The sequence below is a fragment of the Cellulomonas humilata genome, from assembly GCF_030814415.1.
Classification (GTDB): domain Bacteria; phylum Actinomycetota; class Actinomycetes; order Actinomycetales; family Cellulomonadaceae; genus Cellulomonas; species Cellulomonas humilata_A.
In genome coordinates, this window is the sequence record NZ_JAUSVB010000002.1 from 800467 (window position 1) to 815701 (window position 15235).

The 15235-nt window shown below is 69.7% G+C and carries 17 protein-coding genes; 8 read left to right on the forward strand and 9 right to left on the reverse strand.

Annotated elements, in window-relative coordinates; all coding sequences use genetic code 11:
• Nucleotides 1-100: 100 nt before the first annotated feature.
• Nucleotides 101-463 carry an iron-sulfur cluster insertion protein ErpA gene (gene erpA / locus J2X26_RS09690; RefSeq protein ID WP_056026956.1) on the forward strand — a complete coding sequence of 121 codons (363 nt, stop codon included), beginning with the start codon at nt 101-103 and terminating at the stop codon, nt 461-463.
• 45 nt (nt 464-508) lie between these two features.
• On the opposite strand, the gene J2X26_RS09695 is transcribed toward erpA, so the two are convergent.
• Entirely contained in the window at nt 509-730 is a 222-nt protein-coding gene (locus J2X26_RS09695; protein WP_307491792.1) for a sulfurtransferase TusA family protein, read from the reverse strand.
• The gene (locus J2X26_RS09700; protein WP_439897842.1) at nt 727-1845 is read right to left on the reverse strand and encodes a cysteine desulfurase family protein; all 1119 of its coding nucleotides are present in this window, start codon (nt 1843-1845) and stop codon (nt 727-729) included. The genes J2X26_RS09695 and J2X26_RS09700 overlap by 4 nt, the downstream gene beginning before the upstream one ends.
• Before the next feature lie 320 nt (nt 1846-2165).
• On the opposite strand from J2X26_RS09700, the gene ctaC reads away from it, so the two are divergent.
• The 5 genes from ctaC to J2X26_RS09725 all read left to right on the forward strand — a co-directional run bounded on the left by ctaC (nt 2166) and on the right by J2X26_RS09725 (nt 6101).
• Nucleotides 2166-3047, forward strand: coding sequence for an aa3-type cytochrome oxidase subunit II (ctaC, locus tag J2X26_RS09705; protein ID WP_307491795.1), 882 nt, complete (start codon nt 2166-2168; stop codon nt 3045-3047).
• On the forward strand, nt 3047-4855 hold the full coding sequence (gene ctaD / locus J2X26_RS09710) for an aa3-type cytochrome oxidase subunit I (RefSeq protein ID WP_307491797.1): 1809 nt from the start codon (nt 3047-3049) through the stop codon (nt 4853-4855). The genes ctaC and ctaD overlap by 1 nt, the downstream gene beginning before the upstream one ends.
• Nucleotides 4852-5250 carry a cytochrome c oxidase subunit 4 gene (locus tag J2X26_RS09715; protein ID WP_307491799.1) on the forward strand — a complete coding sequence of 133 codons (399 nt, stop codon included), beginning with the start codon at nt 4852-4854 and terminating at the stop codon, nt 5248-5250. The genes ctaD and J2X26_RS09715 overlap by 4 nt, the downstream gene beginning before the upstream one ends.
• Before the next feature lie 69 nt (nt 5251-5319).
• Nucleotides 5320-5718, forward strand: coding sequence for an META domain-containing protein (locus tag J2X26_RS09720; protein WP_307491801.1), 399 nt, complete (start codon nt 5320-5322; stop codon nt 5716-5718).
• On the forward strand, nt 5715-6101 hold the full coding sequence (locus J2X26_RS09725) for an META domain-containing protein (protein WP_307491802.1): 387 nt from the start codon (nt 5715-5717) through the stop codon (nt 6099-6101). Before J2X26_RS09720 ends, J2X26_RS09725 begins: the two co-directional genes overlap by 4 nt.
• 69 nt (nt 6102-6170) lie before the next feature.
• On the opposite strand, the gene J2X26_RS09730 is transcribed toward J2X26_RS09725, so the two are convergent.
• The 5 genes from J2X26_RS09730 to ctaE all read right to left on the reverse strand — a co-directional run bounded on the left by J2X26_RS09730 (nt 6171) and on the right by ctaE (nt 11192).
• The gene (locus J2X26_RS09730) at nt 6171-6797 is read right to left on the reverse strand and encodes a superoxide dismutase (RefSeq protein WP_307491803.1); all 627 of its coding nucleotides are present in this window, start codon (nt 6795-6797) and stop codon (nt 6171-6173) included.
• A 122-nt stretch (nt 6798-6919) separates the two neighbouring features.
• Nucleotides 6920-8656 carry a cytochrome bc1 complex cytochrome b subunit gene (gene qcrB / locus J2X26_RS09735; RefSeq protein WP_307491805.1) on the reverse strand — a complete coding sequence of 579 codons (1737 nt, stop codon included), beginning with the start codon at nt 8654-8656 and terminating at the stop codon, nt 6920-6922.
• A complete protein-coding gene (gene qcrA, locus J2X26_RS09740) occupies nt 8653-9693 on the reverse strand; it encodes a cytochrome bc1 complex Rieske iron-sulfur subunit (protein WP_439897833.1) in 1041 nt (346 codons plus the stop codon). The genes qcrB and qcrA overlap by 4 nt, the downstream gene beginning before the upstream one ends.
• On the reverse strand, nt 9690-10475 hold the full coding sequence (qcrC, locus tag J2X26_RS09745) for a cytochrome bc1 complex diheme cytochrome c subunit (protein WP_307491807.1): 786 nt from the start codon (nt 10473-10475) through the stop codon (nt 9690-9692). Before qcrC ends, qcrA begins: the two co-directional genes overlap by 4 nt.
• 69 nt (nt 10476-10544) lie before the next feature.
• Nucleotides 10545-11192 carry an aa3-type cytochrome oxidase subunit III gene (gene ctaE, locus J2X26_RS09750; RefSeq protein WP_307491809.1) on the reverse strand — a complete coding sequence of 216 codons (648 nt, stop codon included), beginning with the start codon at nt 11190-11192 and terminating at the stop codon, nt 10545-10547.
• A gap of 299 nt (nt 11193-11491) precedes the next feature.
• Here ctaE and J2X26_RS09755 point away from each other — a divergent pair, with 299 nt between their 5' ends.
• The gene (locus J2X26_RS09755) at nt 11492-11923 is read left to right on the forward strand and encodes a hypothetical protein (RefSeq protein ID WP_307491811.1); all 432 of its coding nucleotides are present in this window, start codon (nt 11492-11494) and stop codon (nt 11921-11923) included.
• Nucleotides 11920-12987: an anthranilate phosphoribosyltransferase gene (trpD, locus tag J2X26_RS09760; protein WP_307491812.1), complete on the forward strand. Its 1068-nt coding sequence runs from the start codon at nt 11920-11922 to the stop codon at nt 12985-12987. The genes J2X26_RS09755 and trpD overlap by 4 nt, the downstream gene beginning before the upstream one ends.
• Before the next feature lie 26 nt (nt 12988-13013).
• Here trpD and J2X26_RS09765 read toward each other — a convergent pair whose 3' ends face one another.
• Together J2X26_RS09765 and J2X26_RS09770 are read right to left on the reverse strand one after the other, a co-directional pair.
• Nucleotides 13014-13295 (reverse strand): Lrp/AsnC family transcriptional regulator, encoded by a 282-nt coding sequence (locus J2X26_RS09765; protein ID WP_307491813.1) that lies wholly within the window; start codon nt 13293-13295, stop codon nt 13014-13016.
• An 8-nt stretch (nt 13296-13303) separates the two neighbouring features.
• The gene (locus J2X26_RS09770) at nt 13304-15229 is read right to left on the reverse strand and encodes a DEDD exonuclease domain-containing protein (protein WP_307491815.1); all 1926 of its coding nucleotides are present in this window, start codon (nt 15227-15229) and stop codon (nt 13304-13306) included.
• Nucleotides 15230-15235 lie beyond the last annotated feature (6 nt).

Consider the following 15235-nt stretch of genomic DNA (forward strand, 5'->3'; position numbering starts at 1 on the left):
CGTGGGAGTCGTACCCTGGACGGGAACAACCTCGCGTTCGGTGCTGTTGCCGAGGTTGACGCACCAGAACTGCTGTCCAGCGAGCACCCAGGAGAGACCAATGAGCGAGACCACCGCGACGCAGAACGCGACCGAGACGCACGGCGTCCTCCTCACCGACTTCGCCGCCTCGAAGGTCCGCAGCCTGCTCGAGCAGGAGGGCCGCGACGACCTCCGTCTGCGGGTCGCCGTCCAGCCCGGTGGTTGCTCCGGCCTGATCTACCAGCTCTACTTCGACGAGCGGGTCCTCGACGGCGACGTCGTCAAGGACTACGACGGTGTCGAGGTCGTCGTGGACCGCATGAGCGTGCCCTACCTCGACGGCGCGACGATCGACTTCGCCGACTCGATCGAGAAGCAGGGCTTCACGATCGACAACCCGAACGCCGGCAGCGCCTGCGCGTGCGGCGGTTCGTTCAGCTGATCTGACCTGACCCAGGCCCGGTCTCCCTCGGGGGCCGGGCCTTCGTCATGCGTGCGTCCGCACGGTGAGCGCGTGCACGCCGTCCTGCTCGGTCGCGCCGACCATCTCGTGGCCCCGCATGCGCGCCCAGGCGGGCACGTCGTGCACCGCCGCAGGGTCGGTGGCCAGGACGGTCAGCTCCGTGCCGGGGGGCGCGTCCGCAGCAGCCCGTGCGAGGCGGATCACCGGTGCCGGGCAGCGCAGCCCGCGTGCGTCGACCGTGGTCACAGGCCGCCGACCCCCCACGCCTGACGGACGCCGGCGACGATGCCGGGCAGCTCCGCCAGGAACCGCTCGACGTCCTGAGCAGCCGTGCCGCGGGGGAGCGCCAGCCGGATGTTTCCGTGCGTCAGCGCGCCCATGGCGGCCAGCACGTGGCTCGGCTCCAGCGCGCTCGACGTGCAGGCCGACCCGGAGCCGACGGCGAAGCCGCGCTCGTCGAGCGCCGACAGGAGCGCCTCGCCCTCGACGTACAGGCACGAGAACGTCAGGACGTGGGGGAGACGGTCCACCGGGTGACCGACCACGTCCACGTCCGGGACCTCGGCCGCGACGCGCGTGCGCAGCGTGTCGACGAGCAGGCGGCGTGCGGCGTCGTCCTGCGCGCGCGTCGAGACCGCCACCTGGAGCGCGACCGCGGCCGCGAGCGCCGCGGGCACGCTGACCCCGCCCGGGAACCACCGGTCCTCGTCCTCCGGCCAGTCGGGAGATCGACGGACCCCGGACCGGGACACGAGCACCCCGAGCCCGCCCGGTCCGCCCCAGTCGCCGGCGTCCGCCGCGAGCAGGTCCCAGGCGTCGCCGACGTCCACGTGCCCGAGGCTCGCGCCGGCGTCCACGAGCAGCGGAACCCCTGCGCTCCGCGCGGCGGCGTAGACGGTATCGACGGGCTGCAGGGTGCCGACCTCGCCGTTCGCGTGCTGCAGCGCGGCGAGCGCGACGCCCGGACGGGTGAGCGCCGCCGAGAACTCCTGGGCGTCCACCCGACCGTCCCGGTCGACCCCGACGGTCGCGCGGTCCCCGGCGAAGTCCGCGGCGTTCAGCACGGCCGCCCGCTCGACGGCGCTGACGACGACCTGCGAGCCGGTCCGCCGACGTCCCCGGGCGACGGACCGGACGGCGCCGTGCAGCGCGGCTGTGTGCGACGGGGCCAGGTCGACCTCCGGCGTCCGGGCGCCGACCGACGCGGCGATCGCCTCCCGCGCGCCGTCCAGCAGCATCCGCGCCCGACGGCCCTCGGCGTGCAGACGCCGCGGGTCTGCCCAGCCCTGGTCGAGCGCCTCGAGGAACGCGGTTCGCGCCTCGGGCAGCAGGGGCGCGCGGCCACCGGCGTCCAGGACCACCCGCCGGGCAGTGGCGTGCGTCACAGGGGCAGCCGCCGAGCGGTCGGCGGGGTCGCGGTCGGACGGGCTGCTCACCGGGGCACCGTAACCCCGTAGACCCGTCACCAGGCGCGGGACCACCGGCATCGCGGCGTCGCGACGGTCGGGTCCGGTGAAGGAGGCGCGATGTGATGGTGCTGACACCGTGTCGTCAACGGGTGTCGTCAGCACGAAAGGATCTGGTCGGCGCGCTAGGCTGCACAGGTCGAGGACGAAGGTCCCGGACGGTGCCCTTCTGCAACGCAGGGGTGTCGACGGGACGCGAGTGAGAGGTCCCCCCGTTGCACCCGGACAACCCCCGTCGCACGCGGCGACCAGCCGTGTTGCTGGCCGGTCTGCTTGGCGTCGCCGCCGTCGTACTCAGCGGTTGTTCCGCCGAGGTGCAGCGCGGCTGGCTCCCCGGCAACTCCGACGCCGAGATCACGGACCAGACAGGTCGCATCACCAACCTGTGGGTCGGCTCGTGGATCGCCGCCCTCATCGTCGGCCTCATCACGTGGGGCCTGATCCTGTGGTGCGTCGCGGTCTACCGGAAGCGCAAGGGTGACGACACCCTCCCCGTGCAGCTCCGGTACCACGTGCCGCTCGAGGTCATGTACGTGATCCTGCCGATCATCATGGTCGGGGTGCTCTTCTACTACACCAACCGCGACACGACGGCGATCGTGGACACCTCCGCCGAGGCGGACGTCCACGTGCAGGTCATCGGCAAGCAGTGGAGCTGGGACTTCAACTACCTCGACGACGACGCGTACGACACCGGTCAGCACGCGCAGGACGTCGGCTCCGCCGGCACCGGCGTGCTCCGCGACCAGGTCACCCTCTACCTGCCCGTCGACGAGCGGGTCGAGATCACGCTCGACTCCCGTGACGTCATCCACTCGTTCTGGGTTCCCGCGTTCCTCTTCAAGATGGACATGATCCCGGGCAAGACGAACACGTTCCAGGTCACCCCCACCGAGGAGGGCGACTACCTGGGCAAGTGCGCCGAGCTCTGCGGTGAGTACCACTCGTCGATGCTCTTCAACGTGAAGGTCGTGTCGCGCGAGGAGTACGAGGCGCACATCGAGGAGCTGAAGGCCAAGGGTCAGGAAGGCTCGCTCGGTCTCGAGTACAGCCGTCAGCAGGACCTGGACAGCACTCCGCAGGAGGGTGAGAACTGATGGCCGCCGTCGCGGAGCACATCCCCGGCCTGGCGCCCTCGCGTCAGACCCTCGGACGCACGGTGATCAAGTGGATCACCTCGACCGACCACAAGACGATCGGGTACCTCTACCTGATCACGTCGTTCGTCTGGTTCGCCATCGGCGGCATCCTGGCGCTGCTCATCCGCGCCGAGCTCTTCGCGCCGGGCATGGACATCTTCCAGTCCCGTGAGCAGTACAACCAGGCGTTCACGATGCACGGCACGATCATGCTGCTGCTGTTCGCGACGCCCCTGTTCGCCGGGTTCGCCAACGTGATCATGCCCCTGCAGATCGGCGCGCCCGACGTCGCGTTCCCGCGTCTGAACATGCTCGCGTACTGGATGTTCTTCTTCGGCGGGACCATCGCCGGCGCCGGGTTCTTCACGCCCCAGGGCGCCGCGTCGTTCGGCTGGTTCGCCTACGCGCCGCTGTCGAACACGGTGTACTCACCGGGCGTCGGCGGTGACCTGTGGGTCTTCGGCCTCGCGCTCGCCGGCTTCGGCACCATCCTCGGTGCCGTCAACTTCATCACCACGATCGTCACCATGCGTGCCCCCGGCATGACGATGTTCCGGATGCCGATCTTCACCTGGAACACCCTGGTGACGTCGCTCCTGGTGCTCATGGCGTTCCCGCCGCTGGCCTCCGCGCTGTTCGCCCTCGGTGCGGACCGGCGCCTCGGTGCCCAGGTGTTCAACCCCGAGAACGGGGGAGCCATCCTGTGGCAGCACCTGTTCTGGTTCTTCGGGCACCCCGAGGTCTACATCATCGCGCTGCCGTTCTTCGGCATCATCACGGAGATCCTGCCGGTCTTCAGCCGCAAGCCGATCTTCGGCTACAAGGGTCTGGTGTACGCGACGATCGCGATCGCGGCCCTGTCCGTGACCGTGTGGGCGCACCACATGTACGTCACCGGCTCCGTGCTCCTGCCGTTCTTCGCCTTCATGACGATGCTCATCGCGGTCCCGACCGGTGTGAAGTTCTTCAACTGGATCGGCACGATGTGGCGCGGCAAGCTCACGTTCGAGACGCCGATGCTGTGGACGATCGGGTTCCTCGTCACCTTCCTGTTCGGTGGCCTGACGGGCATCATCCTGTCCAGCCCGGCGCTCGACTTCCCGCTCTCGGACTCCTACTTCGTCGTCGCGCACTTCCACTACGTCGTCTTCGGCACCGTGGTGTTCGCGATGTTCGCGGGCTTCTACTTCTGGTGGCCCAAGATGACGGGCCGCATGCTCGACGAGCGGCTGGGCAAGGTGCACTTCTGGATGCTGTTCATCGGCTTCCACACCACGTTCCTCATCCAGCACTGGCTGGGCGTCAAGGGCATGCCGCGTCGGTACGCGGACTACTCGCCCGACGACGGCTTCACGTGGATGAACCAGCTCTCCACCATCGGCGCCGTCATCCTCGCCGCCTCGACACTGCCGTTCCTCTGGAACGTCTACACCACGTGGCGCAACGCGCCCCTGGTCACGGTCGACGACCCGTGGGGCTACGGCGCGTCCCTCGAGTGGGCCACCAGCTGCCCGCCGCCGCGGCACAACTTCACGTCGCTGCCGCGCATCCGGTCCGAGCGCCCCGCGTTCGACCTGCACCACCCCGAGGTCGCCGCCATGGACCACGTCGAACCCAACCCGGGACCGCTGGACTGGGAGGCGGACCGCCGCGGTGAGGGTGCGGTCGCCACCGATCGTGTCGTGAACGACAAGGGTGAGCCGGAGCAGTCGACCGCGACGATCGTCGAGGAGCGCCCGGGCACGGACGAGGAGGGCACCCGATGAAGCTCGAGACCAAGCTCTTCCTCTACGGTGTCCTGTTCTTCGTCCCCGTCGGGCTGATCTACGCGGCGTGGAGCGGGGGCGAGCCTGTCGGCACCGTCGGGATCCCGCTCGTCGGCGGCCTCGTCGGCATGATCGGCGCCTACTTCGCCCTGCTGTCGCGTCGTATCGACGACCGTCCGGAGGACGACCCGCTGGGGGAGATCGAGCAGGGTGCCGGCGACCAGGGCGTGTTCAGCCCGTGGAGCTGGTGGCCTCTGGTGCTCGGCGTGGCCGGCGCGATCACCTTCGCCGGTCTCGCGATCGGCTGGTGGCTGTCCTACATCGGCATCGCCCTCGGCGTCATCGGCCTTGTCGGCTGGGTGTTCGAGTTCTCCCGCGGCCAGCACGCGCACTGATCGACGACTCGAGAAACCCCTGCCGACAGGTGGGGGTTTTCTCGTGTGCTCTGCGCTAGCGTCGCCGTTATGAGGCTTTCGCGCAGATCCGTCGCCCGATCCTTCGTCCTCGTCGTCGTCGCCGGAGGTGTGCTCGCCGGCTGCGCGAGCAGCTCCGGCTCGGGCGCCGAGCTGTCTGACACCGATGTCGAGGGTGAGTGGACCCAGACGGACTCGGAACCGCCGGTCTACCTGGAGCTCGCCGAGGACGGGGGTCTCACCGGCAGCGACGGCTGCAACCAGCTCACGGGGTCGTGGGAGGTCGACGGGACCACGGTCGTGTTCGGTGACCTGGGAGCCACGATGATGGCCTGCGAGGACGTCGACACCTGGCTCTCGGGTGCCGAGTCGGCGACCGTCGACGGCGACGAGATGACCATCCTGGGTGCAGGCGACAAGGAGATCGGGACGCTGGAGAAGTCTGAGTGAACCGCTCCCGGGTGACCGCCTCGATCGTCGTCCTGACGCTCGCAGGAGCGTTGCTGGGGGCGTGTGCCGACGGCACCACCGGGAGCGCCTCTGCCGAGGACGTCGCCGGGCTCTGGGGTATGCAGGACACCGAGGGGATCGCCTCGCTCGAGCTCGCCGAGGACGGCACAGCCACCGGCACCGATGGGTGCAACCGGATGGTCGGGACCTGGAAGCAGAACGACACCCAGGTGGCCTTCGGCGAGTGGGCGACGACGCGCATGGCCTGCCAGAGCGTCGACACCTGGCTGTCGCTGTCGGTGAAGGCGACGCTCGAGGGCGAGAACCTCGTCTTCGTCGACGAGAACGGCATCGAGATCGGCACGCTGCAGCCGAACTCCTGAGCGCCTACAGAGCGCCTGAGGGCCGCCTCCCGCACGGGGAGGCGGCCCTCAGGCGTCAGTGTCGGTGCATCAGACGGGGACGATGAGTCCCGCGGTCTGCGTCCGGGCACGGTCGAAGCGTGCGGCGGCGTCAGCCCAGCTCACGATGTTCCACCACGCCTTGACGTAGTCCGCCTTGACGTTGACGTAGTCGAGGTAGAAGGCGTGCTCCCACATGTCGAGGACCACGACGGGAACCAGGCCGAGCGCGATGTTGCTCTGCTGGTCGTACAGCTGCACGATGACGAGCTTCTGGCCGACGGAGTCCCACGCGAGGATCGACCAGCCGGAGCCCTGGATGCCGAGCGCGTTGGCGGCGAAGTGCTTCTGGAACGCCTCGAACGAGCCGAAGAACTCGTCGATCGCGGCACCCAGCTCACCGTTCGGCTTGTCGCCGCCGTCGGGGGAGAGGTTCTGCCAGAACACGGAGTGGTTGACGTGACCGCCGAGGTTGAACGCGAGGTTCTTCTCGTGCAGGTTCACGGCGGCGAAGTCGTCGGCCGCACGGGCCGCCGCGAGCTTCTCGAGCGCAGTGTTCGCGCCCGTCACGTACGCGGCGTGGTGCTTGTCATGGTGCAGCTCCATGATCCGGCCCGAGATGTGCGGCTCGAGTGCCGCGTAGTCGTAGGGCAGATCCGGAAGCGAGTAGTCAGCCATGCGTGAGTACACCTCTCCTGCGTCGGTCTGGGACCACGTGCCGCGGTCCGCTCTGTACAAAGGAACGGGCGGCTCGCCGTTACGGCGAGCCGCCCGACTCCACGGTCAACTCTTGCTCAGGATCAGCGATTCCGCCCGTCGAGGGCCGTCTCATCCTGCGGATCCACCAGGTGCTGCCCGCCGCCTACGGCACCGGTCAGCTCGGCCGGAGCGTGCTCACCCGTGGGCTCGATCGCGTCGTGCTGGCCGTGCGAGTGCGACGCCGCCAGCTCGGCGGGCGTGACGGGCTCGATGCGGTCCTCGTAGAACGTCTGCGAGAGGCGCTGACGCATCCGGTCCAGCCCGTAGCCCTTGCGACGGACCCCGCGCGAGTCCTCCGCCGGCTCGATCTCCAGCGGGCGGATCGCGTCGTGCTGCACCCGCAGCCAGCGCTCGTGGGCGTCCAGCGGCTTGTGCACCTCGATGTACTCACCGTTGGCGAACCGCACGATGCGGCCCGTCTCGTGGCCGTGCAGGACCAGCTCGCGGTCCTTGCGCTGCAGACCGAGGCAGATGCGCTTGGTCACCCAGAAGGCGAACCACGGGCCGAGGAAGATCAGGACGCGGAACGCCCACGTGATGTCGTTGAGCGACATGTGGAAGTGCGTCGCGATCAGGTCGTTGGAGCCCGCGAGCACCAGGATGAAGAACGCGGTGAGGAGCGAGACACCGAAGGCGGTCCGGAACGGGCGGTTGCGGGGACGGTCGAGGACGTGGTGCTCACGCTTGTCGCCCGTCGCGAACGCCTCGACGAACGGGTACGCCGCGAGCAGCGTGAACAGGATGCCCGGCACCACCATCGCCGGGATGATCACGTTGAGCGACAGCGTGTAGTGCCCGATGACGACCTCGGTGAACCCTGGCATGAGGCGCAGGGATCCCTCGAGGAAGAGCATGTACCAGTCCGGTTGAGCGCCCGCCGAGATCGGTGACGGGTCGTACGGGCCGTAGTTCCAGACCGGGTTGATCGACATCGTCGCCGCCATGAGCGCGATGACGCCGAAGACGGTGAAGAAGTAGCCGCCCGCCTTCGCCACGTAGATCGGGAACAGCGGGTAGCCGACGACGTTCTTGTCCGACCGGCCCGAGCCTGGGTACTGCGTGTGCTTGTGCAGGACGACGAAGAACAGGTGCAGCCCGATGAGCGCCAGGATGATGCCCGGCACCAGGAGGATGTGCACCGTGAACAGGCGGGGGATGAGGTCCTGCCCCGGGAACTCTCCACCGAAGATGTAGAACGACATGTAGCTGCCGATGATCGGGATGGCGCGCACGACACCGTCGGTGATGCGCAGACCGTTGCCCGACAGGACGTCGTCCGGGAGCGAGTAGCCCGAGAAGCCGGCGGCGAGGCCGAGGATGAGCAGCAGGAAGCCGACTACCCAGTTGACCTCGCGCGGCTTGCGGAACGCACCCGTGAAGAACACGCGCATCATGTGCGTGACGATCGCGGCCATGAAGATCAGGGCGGCCCAGTGATGGATCTGCCGCATGAGCAGACCACCGCGCACCTCGAACGACAGGCGGAGCGTCGAGGCGAACGCCTCGGACATCTCGACGCCGTTCATCGCGGCCCACGGGCCCTCGTAGTGGACCTCGGTCATGCTCGGCACGAAGAACAGCGTGAGGAACACGCCCGAGATCAGGATCGTGATGAAGCTGAAGAGGGCGATCTCACCGAGCAGGAACGACCAGTGGTCGGGGAAGATCTTGCGGGCGAACGTCTTGACGAACGTCCCGATTCCGGTGCGCTGGTCGAGGTAGTCCGCGGTTCCCGCGGCGACCTTCTCGACAGGGGTGGGGGTGGCTGTGGTCGTCATCTGGCCAGACGCTCCCAATAGCTCGGGCCGACGGGCTCCGTGAAGTCGCTCTGAGCGATCAGGTAGCCCTCGTCATCGACGGTGATCGGCAGCTGCGGCAGGGGCCGCTTCGCCGGTCCGAACACGACCTTCGCTCCGTCCGCCACGTCGAACGTCGACTGGTGGCACGGGCACAGGAGGTGGTGGGTCTGCTGCTCGTACAGCGCGACCGGACAACCCACATGGGTGCAGATCTTGGAGTAGGCGACGATCCCGTCGTAGGACCACCCCTTGCGGTCCTCCGCCTCGGTGAGGTCGGCCGGGTCGAGGCGGACCAGCAGGACGACGGCCTTGGCCTTCTCGTCGAGGGGGTGCTCCGCCTCGTGGAGGTCCTCAGGGATCACGTGGAACACCGAGCCGATGGTCACGTCGGCGGCCTTGATCGGCCGGCCCGACGGGTCCGTCGCGAGCTTGGTGCCCTTCTTCCACATCGTGTGCCGGAACTTCGAGACGTTCCAGTCACCGCCCGTGTTCCCGATGAACGGGACGAGAAGTGCGACCGGGAACAGCGCGAGGGCCGAGATCATCGCGCCCTGGAGCACGCCGCGACGGCCGATGGCCGAGTCCGCTGCGCCTTCCTTCAGGACGGTGACCGCGGCCTCGCGGTTCTCGTCCGAGCTGCGCTGGAGGTGCCTGTCCTCGGACTTCTCGTGGTCGTTCATGAGCGCCTTCGCCCAGTGGACGGCGGCGAAGCCGATGCCGAGGAGACTCAGTGCGAGGCCGAGGCCGAGCGCGAGGTTCGACCGGAGCATCGACTCGGGGGTCTCACCGGGCGGGACGGCGAAGTACGCGACGAGGAAGCCGATCGACGCGAGCACCGAGACGGCGAACAGGGCGACGACCTGTCGTTCGGCCCGCTTGTTGGCCTTCGGGTCGTTGTCACCCATGCGGTCGTGGTGCTCCGGGTGACCCGGGTCCTCGAACCTGTCGGGCAGAGCGCCCGCCTCGTGCGTGACGATCTCGTTGCTGGCCTCGTGGCCCGTGTCGTGGTTGGTCACGAGGACTTCGCTCCGATCCAGACGGCTGCGCCGATGAGCAGGCCCATGCCGACGACCCAGGCCCACAGGCCCTCGCTCACCGGGCCGAGGGCACCGAGGTCGAGACCGCCGGGCGAGGTGCCGCCCTGCTGGTCGATGAACGCGATGATGTCGCGCTTCTCCTCGGGGGTGATGTTCGCGTCGTTGAACACGGGCATCGACTGCGGGCCGGTCAGCATGGCCTCGTACAGGTGGGTGGGTGTGGTCTCCCACAGGTTGGGCGCGAACTTGCCCTGGGACAGCGCACCGCCCGCGCCGACGGCGTTGTGGCACATCGCGCAGTTGGTGCGGAAGATCAGCATCCCGTTGGACACGCTGCCGAGCGCGGGGTCGACCTGCTCCGCCGTGGGGATGGCGGGTCCGGCGCCCAGCGACGCGACGAACGCGGCCAGCTGGTTGATCTGGTCCTGGTCGAACTGGACCGGCTTGACCTGCGCCTGCGGTCCGCTCATCTGCATGGGCATGCGACCGGTGCCGACCTGGAAGTCGACGGCAGCAGCGCCCACCCCGATGAGGGACGGTCCGCTCGCCGTGCCGGACGCGGCCGGTCCGTGGCAGGAGGCGCAGTTGGCCTGGAACAGCTTCTCGCCGGTCGCGATGTCGTCTGTGCTCGCCTGCACAGGCGTCGCGTCGGCCGACGTCGGTGCCAGCACCGCGTACAGGCCACCGGTGAGCAGCAGCGCCAGCAGGAGCAGCACGATCGGCGCGCGCCGATCCTGCCTGCGGGCTGCGAGTGCCTTCACGGATCGATCCTCGTCTCGCACATGGGGGATAGGGGACTACGAGGCGATGGGCGGGGGCGCCCGCCGCCTCTACTTCAGGAGGTAGATGACGGCGAAGAGCGCGATCCACACGACGTCGACGAAGTGCCAGTAGTACGACGTGACGATCGCGGTGGTGGCCTCGTGGTGACCGAACCGCTTGGCGGTGAACGAACGGCCGAGCAGGAACAGGAAGGCGAGCAGACCGCCGACGACGTGCAGACCGTGGAACCCGGTCGTCAGGTAGAAGACAGAGCCGTACGGGCTCGACGCGATGGTCAGGCCCTCGTGGACCAGCTCGGCGTACTCGTAGATCTGGCCGCCGATGAAGAACGCGCCCATGACGTAGGTGAGGGCCATCCACTCGTTCATGCCCCAGCGGTTCACCTGGATCAGGGATCCGGTGCGCACGGGCTGGAAGCGCTCTGCAGCCCACACGCCCATCTGGCACGTCACCGAGGACAGCACCAGCACCGTGGTGTTGATCGCGGCGAAGGTGATGTTGAGCTTGGGGGTGTTCTCCGCCCAGGCCTCCGGATCCGCTCCACGCAGCGTGAAGTACATGGCGAAGAGGCCGGCGAAGAACATGAGCTCGCTGGCCAGCCAGACGATCGTCCCTACCGACACGGGGTTCGGTCGGTTGACGCTCACGTGGGGGCTGGTGCGCGGGGCAGCCGTTGCGGTCGACACGATCGCCATTATGGCTGATGACGCACCCCCATGGGACGTCGGAACCTCAGCGTGGCCACAGGTAAATGTCACACCGTCATGATCCGGAGCCTCGCGCGCGAGGACTGACCTGGAGATCACGCGGATCTGGAGCGCCCACGAGCGTGTCCGGACGCGCGTGCGAATCGTCGTCAGGGTGGTCGTGCGCGGCGCGTCGCGAGGCCCGTGCTATGGGTTCCGGCGACCCGATGGCGGGCCTGCTCACCCCGGCGGGACGAGGCGTGCCAGAATCCCCACGGACGCACGTCGACGACGAGTGAGGACCTTCCATGAGCACGGCGCAGCCCGAGAACGCAGGAGCCGCCACCCCCGGCCCGCGGATCCTTCTGTACAGCGACGACGTCGAGGCGCGTGCGCAGGTACGGCTCGCGGTCGGTCGTCGGCTCCGGCGTGGTGCCCCCGACATCGAGTGGGTCGAGGTGGCCACCGCGGCCGCCGTCATCGTGCAGGCCGAGTCGGGCGGGCTGGACCTGGTGATCCTCGACGGCGAGGCCGACAAGGTCGGTGGCCTCGGGCTCGCCCGTCAGCTCAAGGACGAGATCTTCCGGTGCCCGCCGACCCTGGTCCTCACCGGGCGGCCGCAGGACGCCTGGCTCGCGTCCTGGTCGAACGCCGACGCCGTCGTCAGCCGCCCCCTCGACCCGGTCGAGCTGCACGGGGCCGTCGCGGCGATCGTCGAGTCGTCGGCCGTCACCCGATGACGGACGCCCCCACCACGACGACCTCGCCCACGTGGCCTGACCTGTTCGCCACGCTCGCAGCACGACAGGACCTCTCGACCGCCCAGACGTCGTGGGCGATGTCCGAGATCATGAGCGGCGCCGCGTCGACGCCGAAGATCGCCGCGTTCCTCCTCGGCCTGAAGACCAAGGGCGAGTCCGTCGGCGAACTGACGGCGCTGGCCGACACGATGCTCGCGCACGCCGTCCGCATCGAGGTTCCCGGGCGGACGCTCGACATCGTCGGCACCGGTGGGGACCGGTCGCACACGGTGAACATCTCGACGATGTCCGCCCTCGTCATCGCCGGCGCCGGCATCACGGTGGTGAAGCACGGCAACCGCGCCGCGTCGTCGTCGTCCGGCTCGGCGGACGTGCTCGAGGCGCTCGGCATCCGGCTCGACCACCCGCCCGCCCGCATCGCGGAGCTCGCCACCGAGGTCGGCATCACCTTCTGCTTCGCGCAGGTGTTCCACCCGTCGTTCCGGCACACCGCCGCAGCGCGCACGGAGCTCGGCATCGGCACCGCCTTCAACTTCCTCGGGCCGCTCACCAACCCCGCCCAGCCGCGGTCCGCCGCGATCGGTGTCGCCGAGGCTCGGATGGCACCGCTCCTGGCCGGGGTCCTCGCCGGACGCGGAGCCAGCGCGCTCGTGTTCCGCGGCGAGGACGGTCTCGACGAGATCGCACCCACCGGTCCGACCCGCATCTGGGAGGTCCGGAACGGCGGCGTCACCGAGTCGGTGATCGACTGGGAGACCGACCTCGGGGTCGCGCGGATCACTCTGGAGTCGTTGCGCGGGGCGAAGGCGGACTACAACGCCGACGTCGCGCGACAGCTGCTCGACGGCCGGACCGGTCCCGTGCGCGAGACGGTCGTGCTCAACACGGCAGCCGCGCTCGTGGCGGACGGCACCCTGCCCGGCACCGCGGACGGCACGCTCGTCGAACGCCTGGCGGCCGGCAGCGAGCATGCGCGTGCGGCTCTGGACAGCGGTGCGGCCGCGGACGCGCTGGCGCGCTGGCGGGCTGCCAGCGGGCGCTGAGGGTCGGACTGAGCCGGCGCTGCGGCTCAGTCCTCCAGCCCGAGCGCGAACGCCTGTTCCAGGTCGTGCTGCGAGTACGTGCGGAACGCGATGTACGTCTGGGTGCGCAGGACGCCCTCGACCTTGCTCACCTTGTCCGCGATGACGTCCGCGAGGTCGTCGTGCTCGCGCACGCGGACCATGGCGATCAGGTCGACCTCTCCGGTCACGGAGTAGACCTCGCTGACGCCGGGCAGGTCGGCGATCGCGGCGGCGACCTCCGGGATCCTCGCGGCGTCCGAGTCGATGAGCACGATGGCGGTCAGCATGCTCGTCATCATGCCGTGCGCGGCGGACGAACGCTGATCGGGACGACCCGCGCGTCGTCGAGGGCGAGCGTCACCGGCCGAGCCTCGGTGATGTCGAGCTCACGCTCCCCGGCGGAGCCGTCGGACGCCGGCACCAGCTGGACGATGCGGCCATCGTCGGCGGTGGCGAGACGCGGGCGGACCAGGCCGGCGACCGCCGTCGCCGGGTCACCCAGCGACTCCGCCGACCGCACGGGGCACGCCCAGGGCACGTCGACGGCGACGAGCCGCACGCCTGGCTTCTCCAGCCACGCCAGGATCAGGTCGGTCTCCTCCGGGTGCGCGGCCGTCGCGGGCGCCACGGCCGGCTCGACCTGCTCGCCGGTGGCCTGCAGCGTGGCGATCGTCGGCCGGGGATCGGTGCGCCGGTCGACACGCGCAGTCCCCGCGAGGCGCCCGTAGCGTACGAGCACGATCTCCCACCCGCCGTCCTCGGCCCGGCGCGCCGCGACGAGCTCGGGGCAGGCGGCGAGCGGTGCGAACCTCTGCGCCCGCGCCGCGCCGCGCAGGAACCCGCCGAGCCGGTCGCGCACGGTCGCCGCCTCCTCGAACCGTTCCTGCGCCGCGAGCCAGGCGATCCGGTCGGCGTGGGCTTCGACCACCGGTGCCGCGTCCGCCACCATCGCGTGCCGGACGCGGTCGACCAGGTCCGCGTAGTCGAGCGCACTCTGGTGGCCGGTGCAGGGCGCCCCGCACTTGCCGAGCCCGGCGAGCACGCACGACGAGGAGCCCGTCGGAGCCACCAGAGGGAGCCGACGGGTGCACTGGCGGATCGGGAAGCTCTCGTGCAGGGCCTCGACGGCAAGCTGCGCGGTGGTCGCCGAGGAGAACGGGCCGATGTAGGTGGCGCCGTCCTCGTCCTTGACCTCACGGACGACGGACAGGCGCGGGTACGGCTCGGAGGTGAGTCGGACCCACGGCATGCGCTCGGGGAACCGGGAGCGCCGGTTGTACCGGGGGGAGTGGGCGGCGATGAGCCGCAGCTCCCGGATGCGCGCCTCGAGCGGTGTGGCACACGGGACGGGGTCGACGCGGTGGGCGACGCGGACCATCTCGATCATCCGGCTGCGTTTCTCGGCGGACGTGAAGTACGACCGGACGCGCTGGCGCAGGGACGTGGTGGACGTCCCGACGTACAGGACCTCGTCGCCGGGCCCGCGGAACAGGTAGACGCCAGGGCTGTCGGGCAGACCGTCGGCCAGCGTGCGCTTGCGCCGCACGTCCTGCGGGACGGGGTCCGTCGCGGTGGCGAGGTCCTCCAGGTGGGTGACGCCGAGCGGCGCGAGCCGCGACAGGAGGGCGTGCAGCACGTCCACGGTCGCCTGCGCGTCCGACAGCGCGCGGTGGTTGGGCGTCACGGTGGCGTGGAACAGGTTGGCGAGGGACGAGAGCTTGTGGTTCGGCGCTTCGTCGCGGGTGACGACACGTCGGGCGAGCCGCACCGTGTCCACCACCTGGTTGCCGGGCCACGCATGGCCGGTCCGTGCCGCGGCGGCCTTGAGGAAGCCGATGTCGAACGGGGCGTTGTGCGCCACGAGCACTGCTCCGCGGGAGAACTCGAGGAAGCTGGGGAGCACCTGCTCGATCGGCGGGGCGCCGATGAGCATGGTGGTGGTGATGCCGGTCAGCACCTGGATGAAGGGCGGAACCGGGCCACCGGGGTCCACGAGCGTCTGGAACTCGCCGAGGACCTGACCGCCGCGCACCTTGACCGCCCCGATCTCGGTGATCGCGCAGTCCGCAGGGGTTCCCCCGGTGGTCTCGAGGTCGACGACGACGAACGTGACGTCCGACAACGGCGTCCCCACGTCCTCCAGGCTGAGCTGGACCGGGCGCCCGGCAGGGTCGGGGGTGGCGTCCGCCCAGACGGGGCGCAGGCGGCGGACGGTCGACATGGTGCG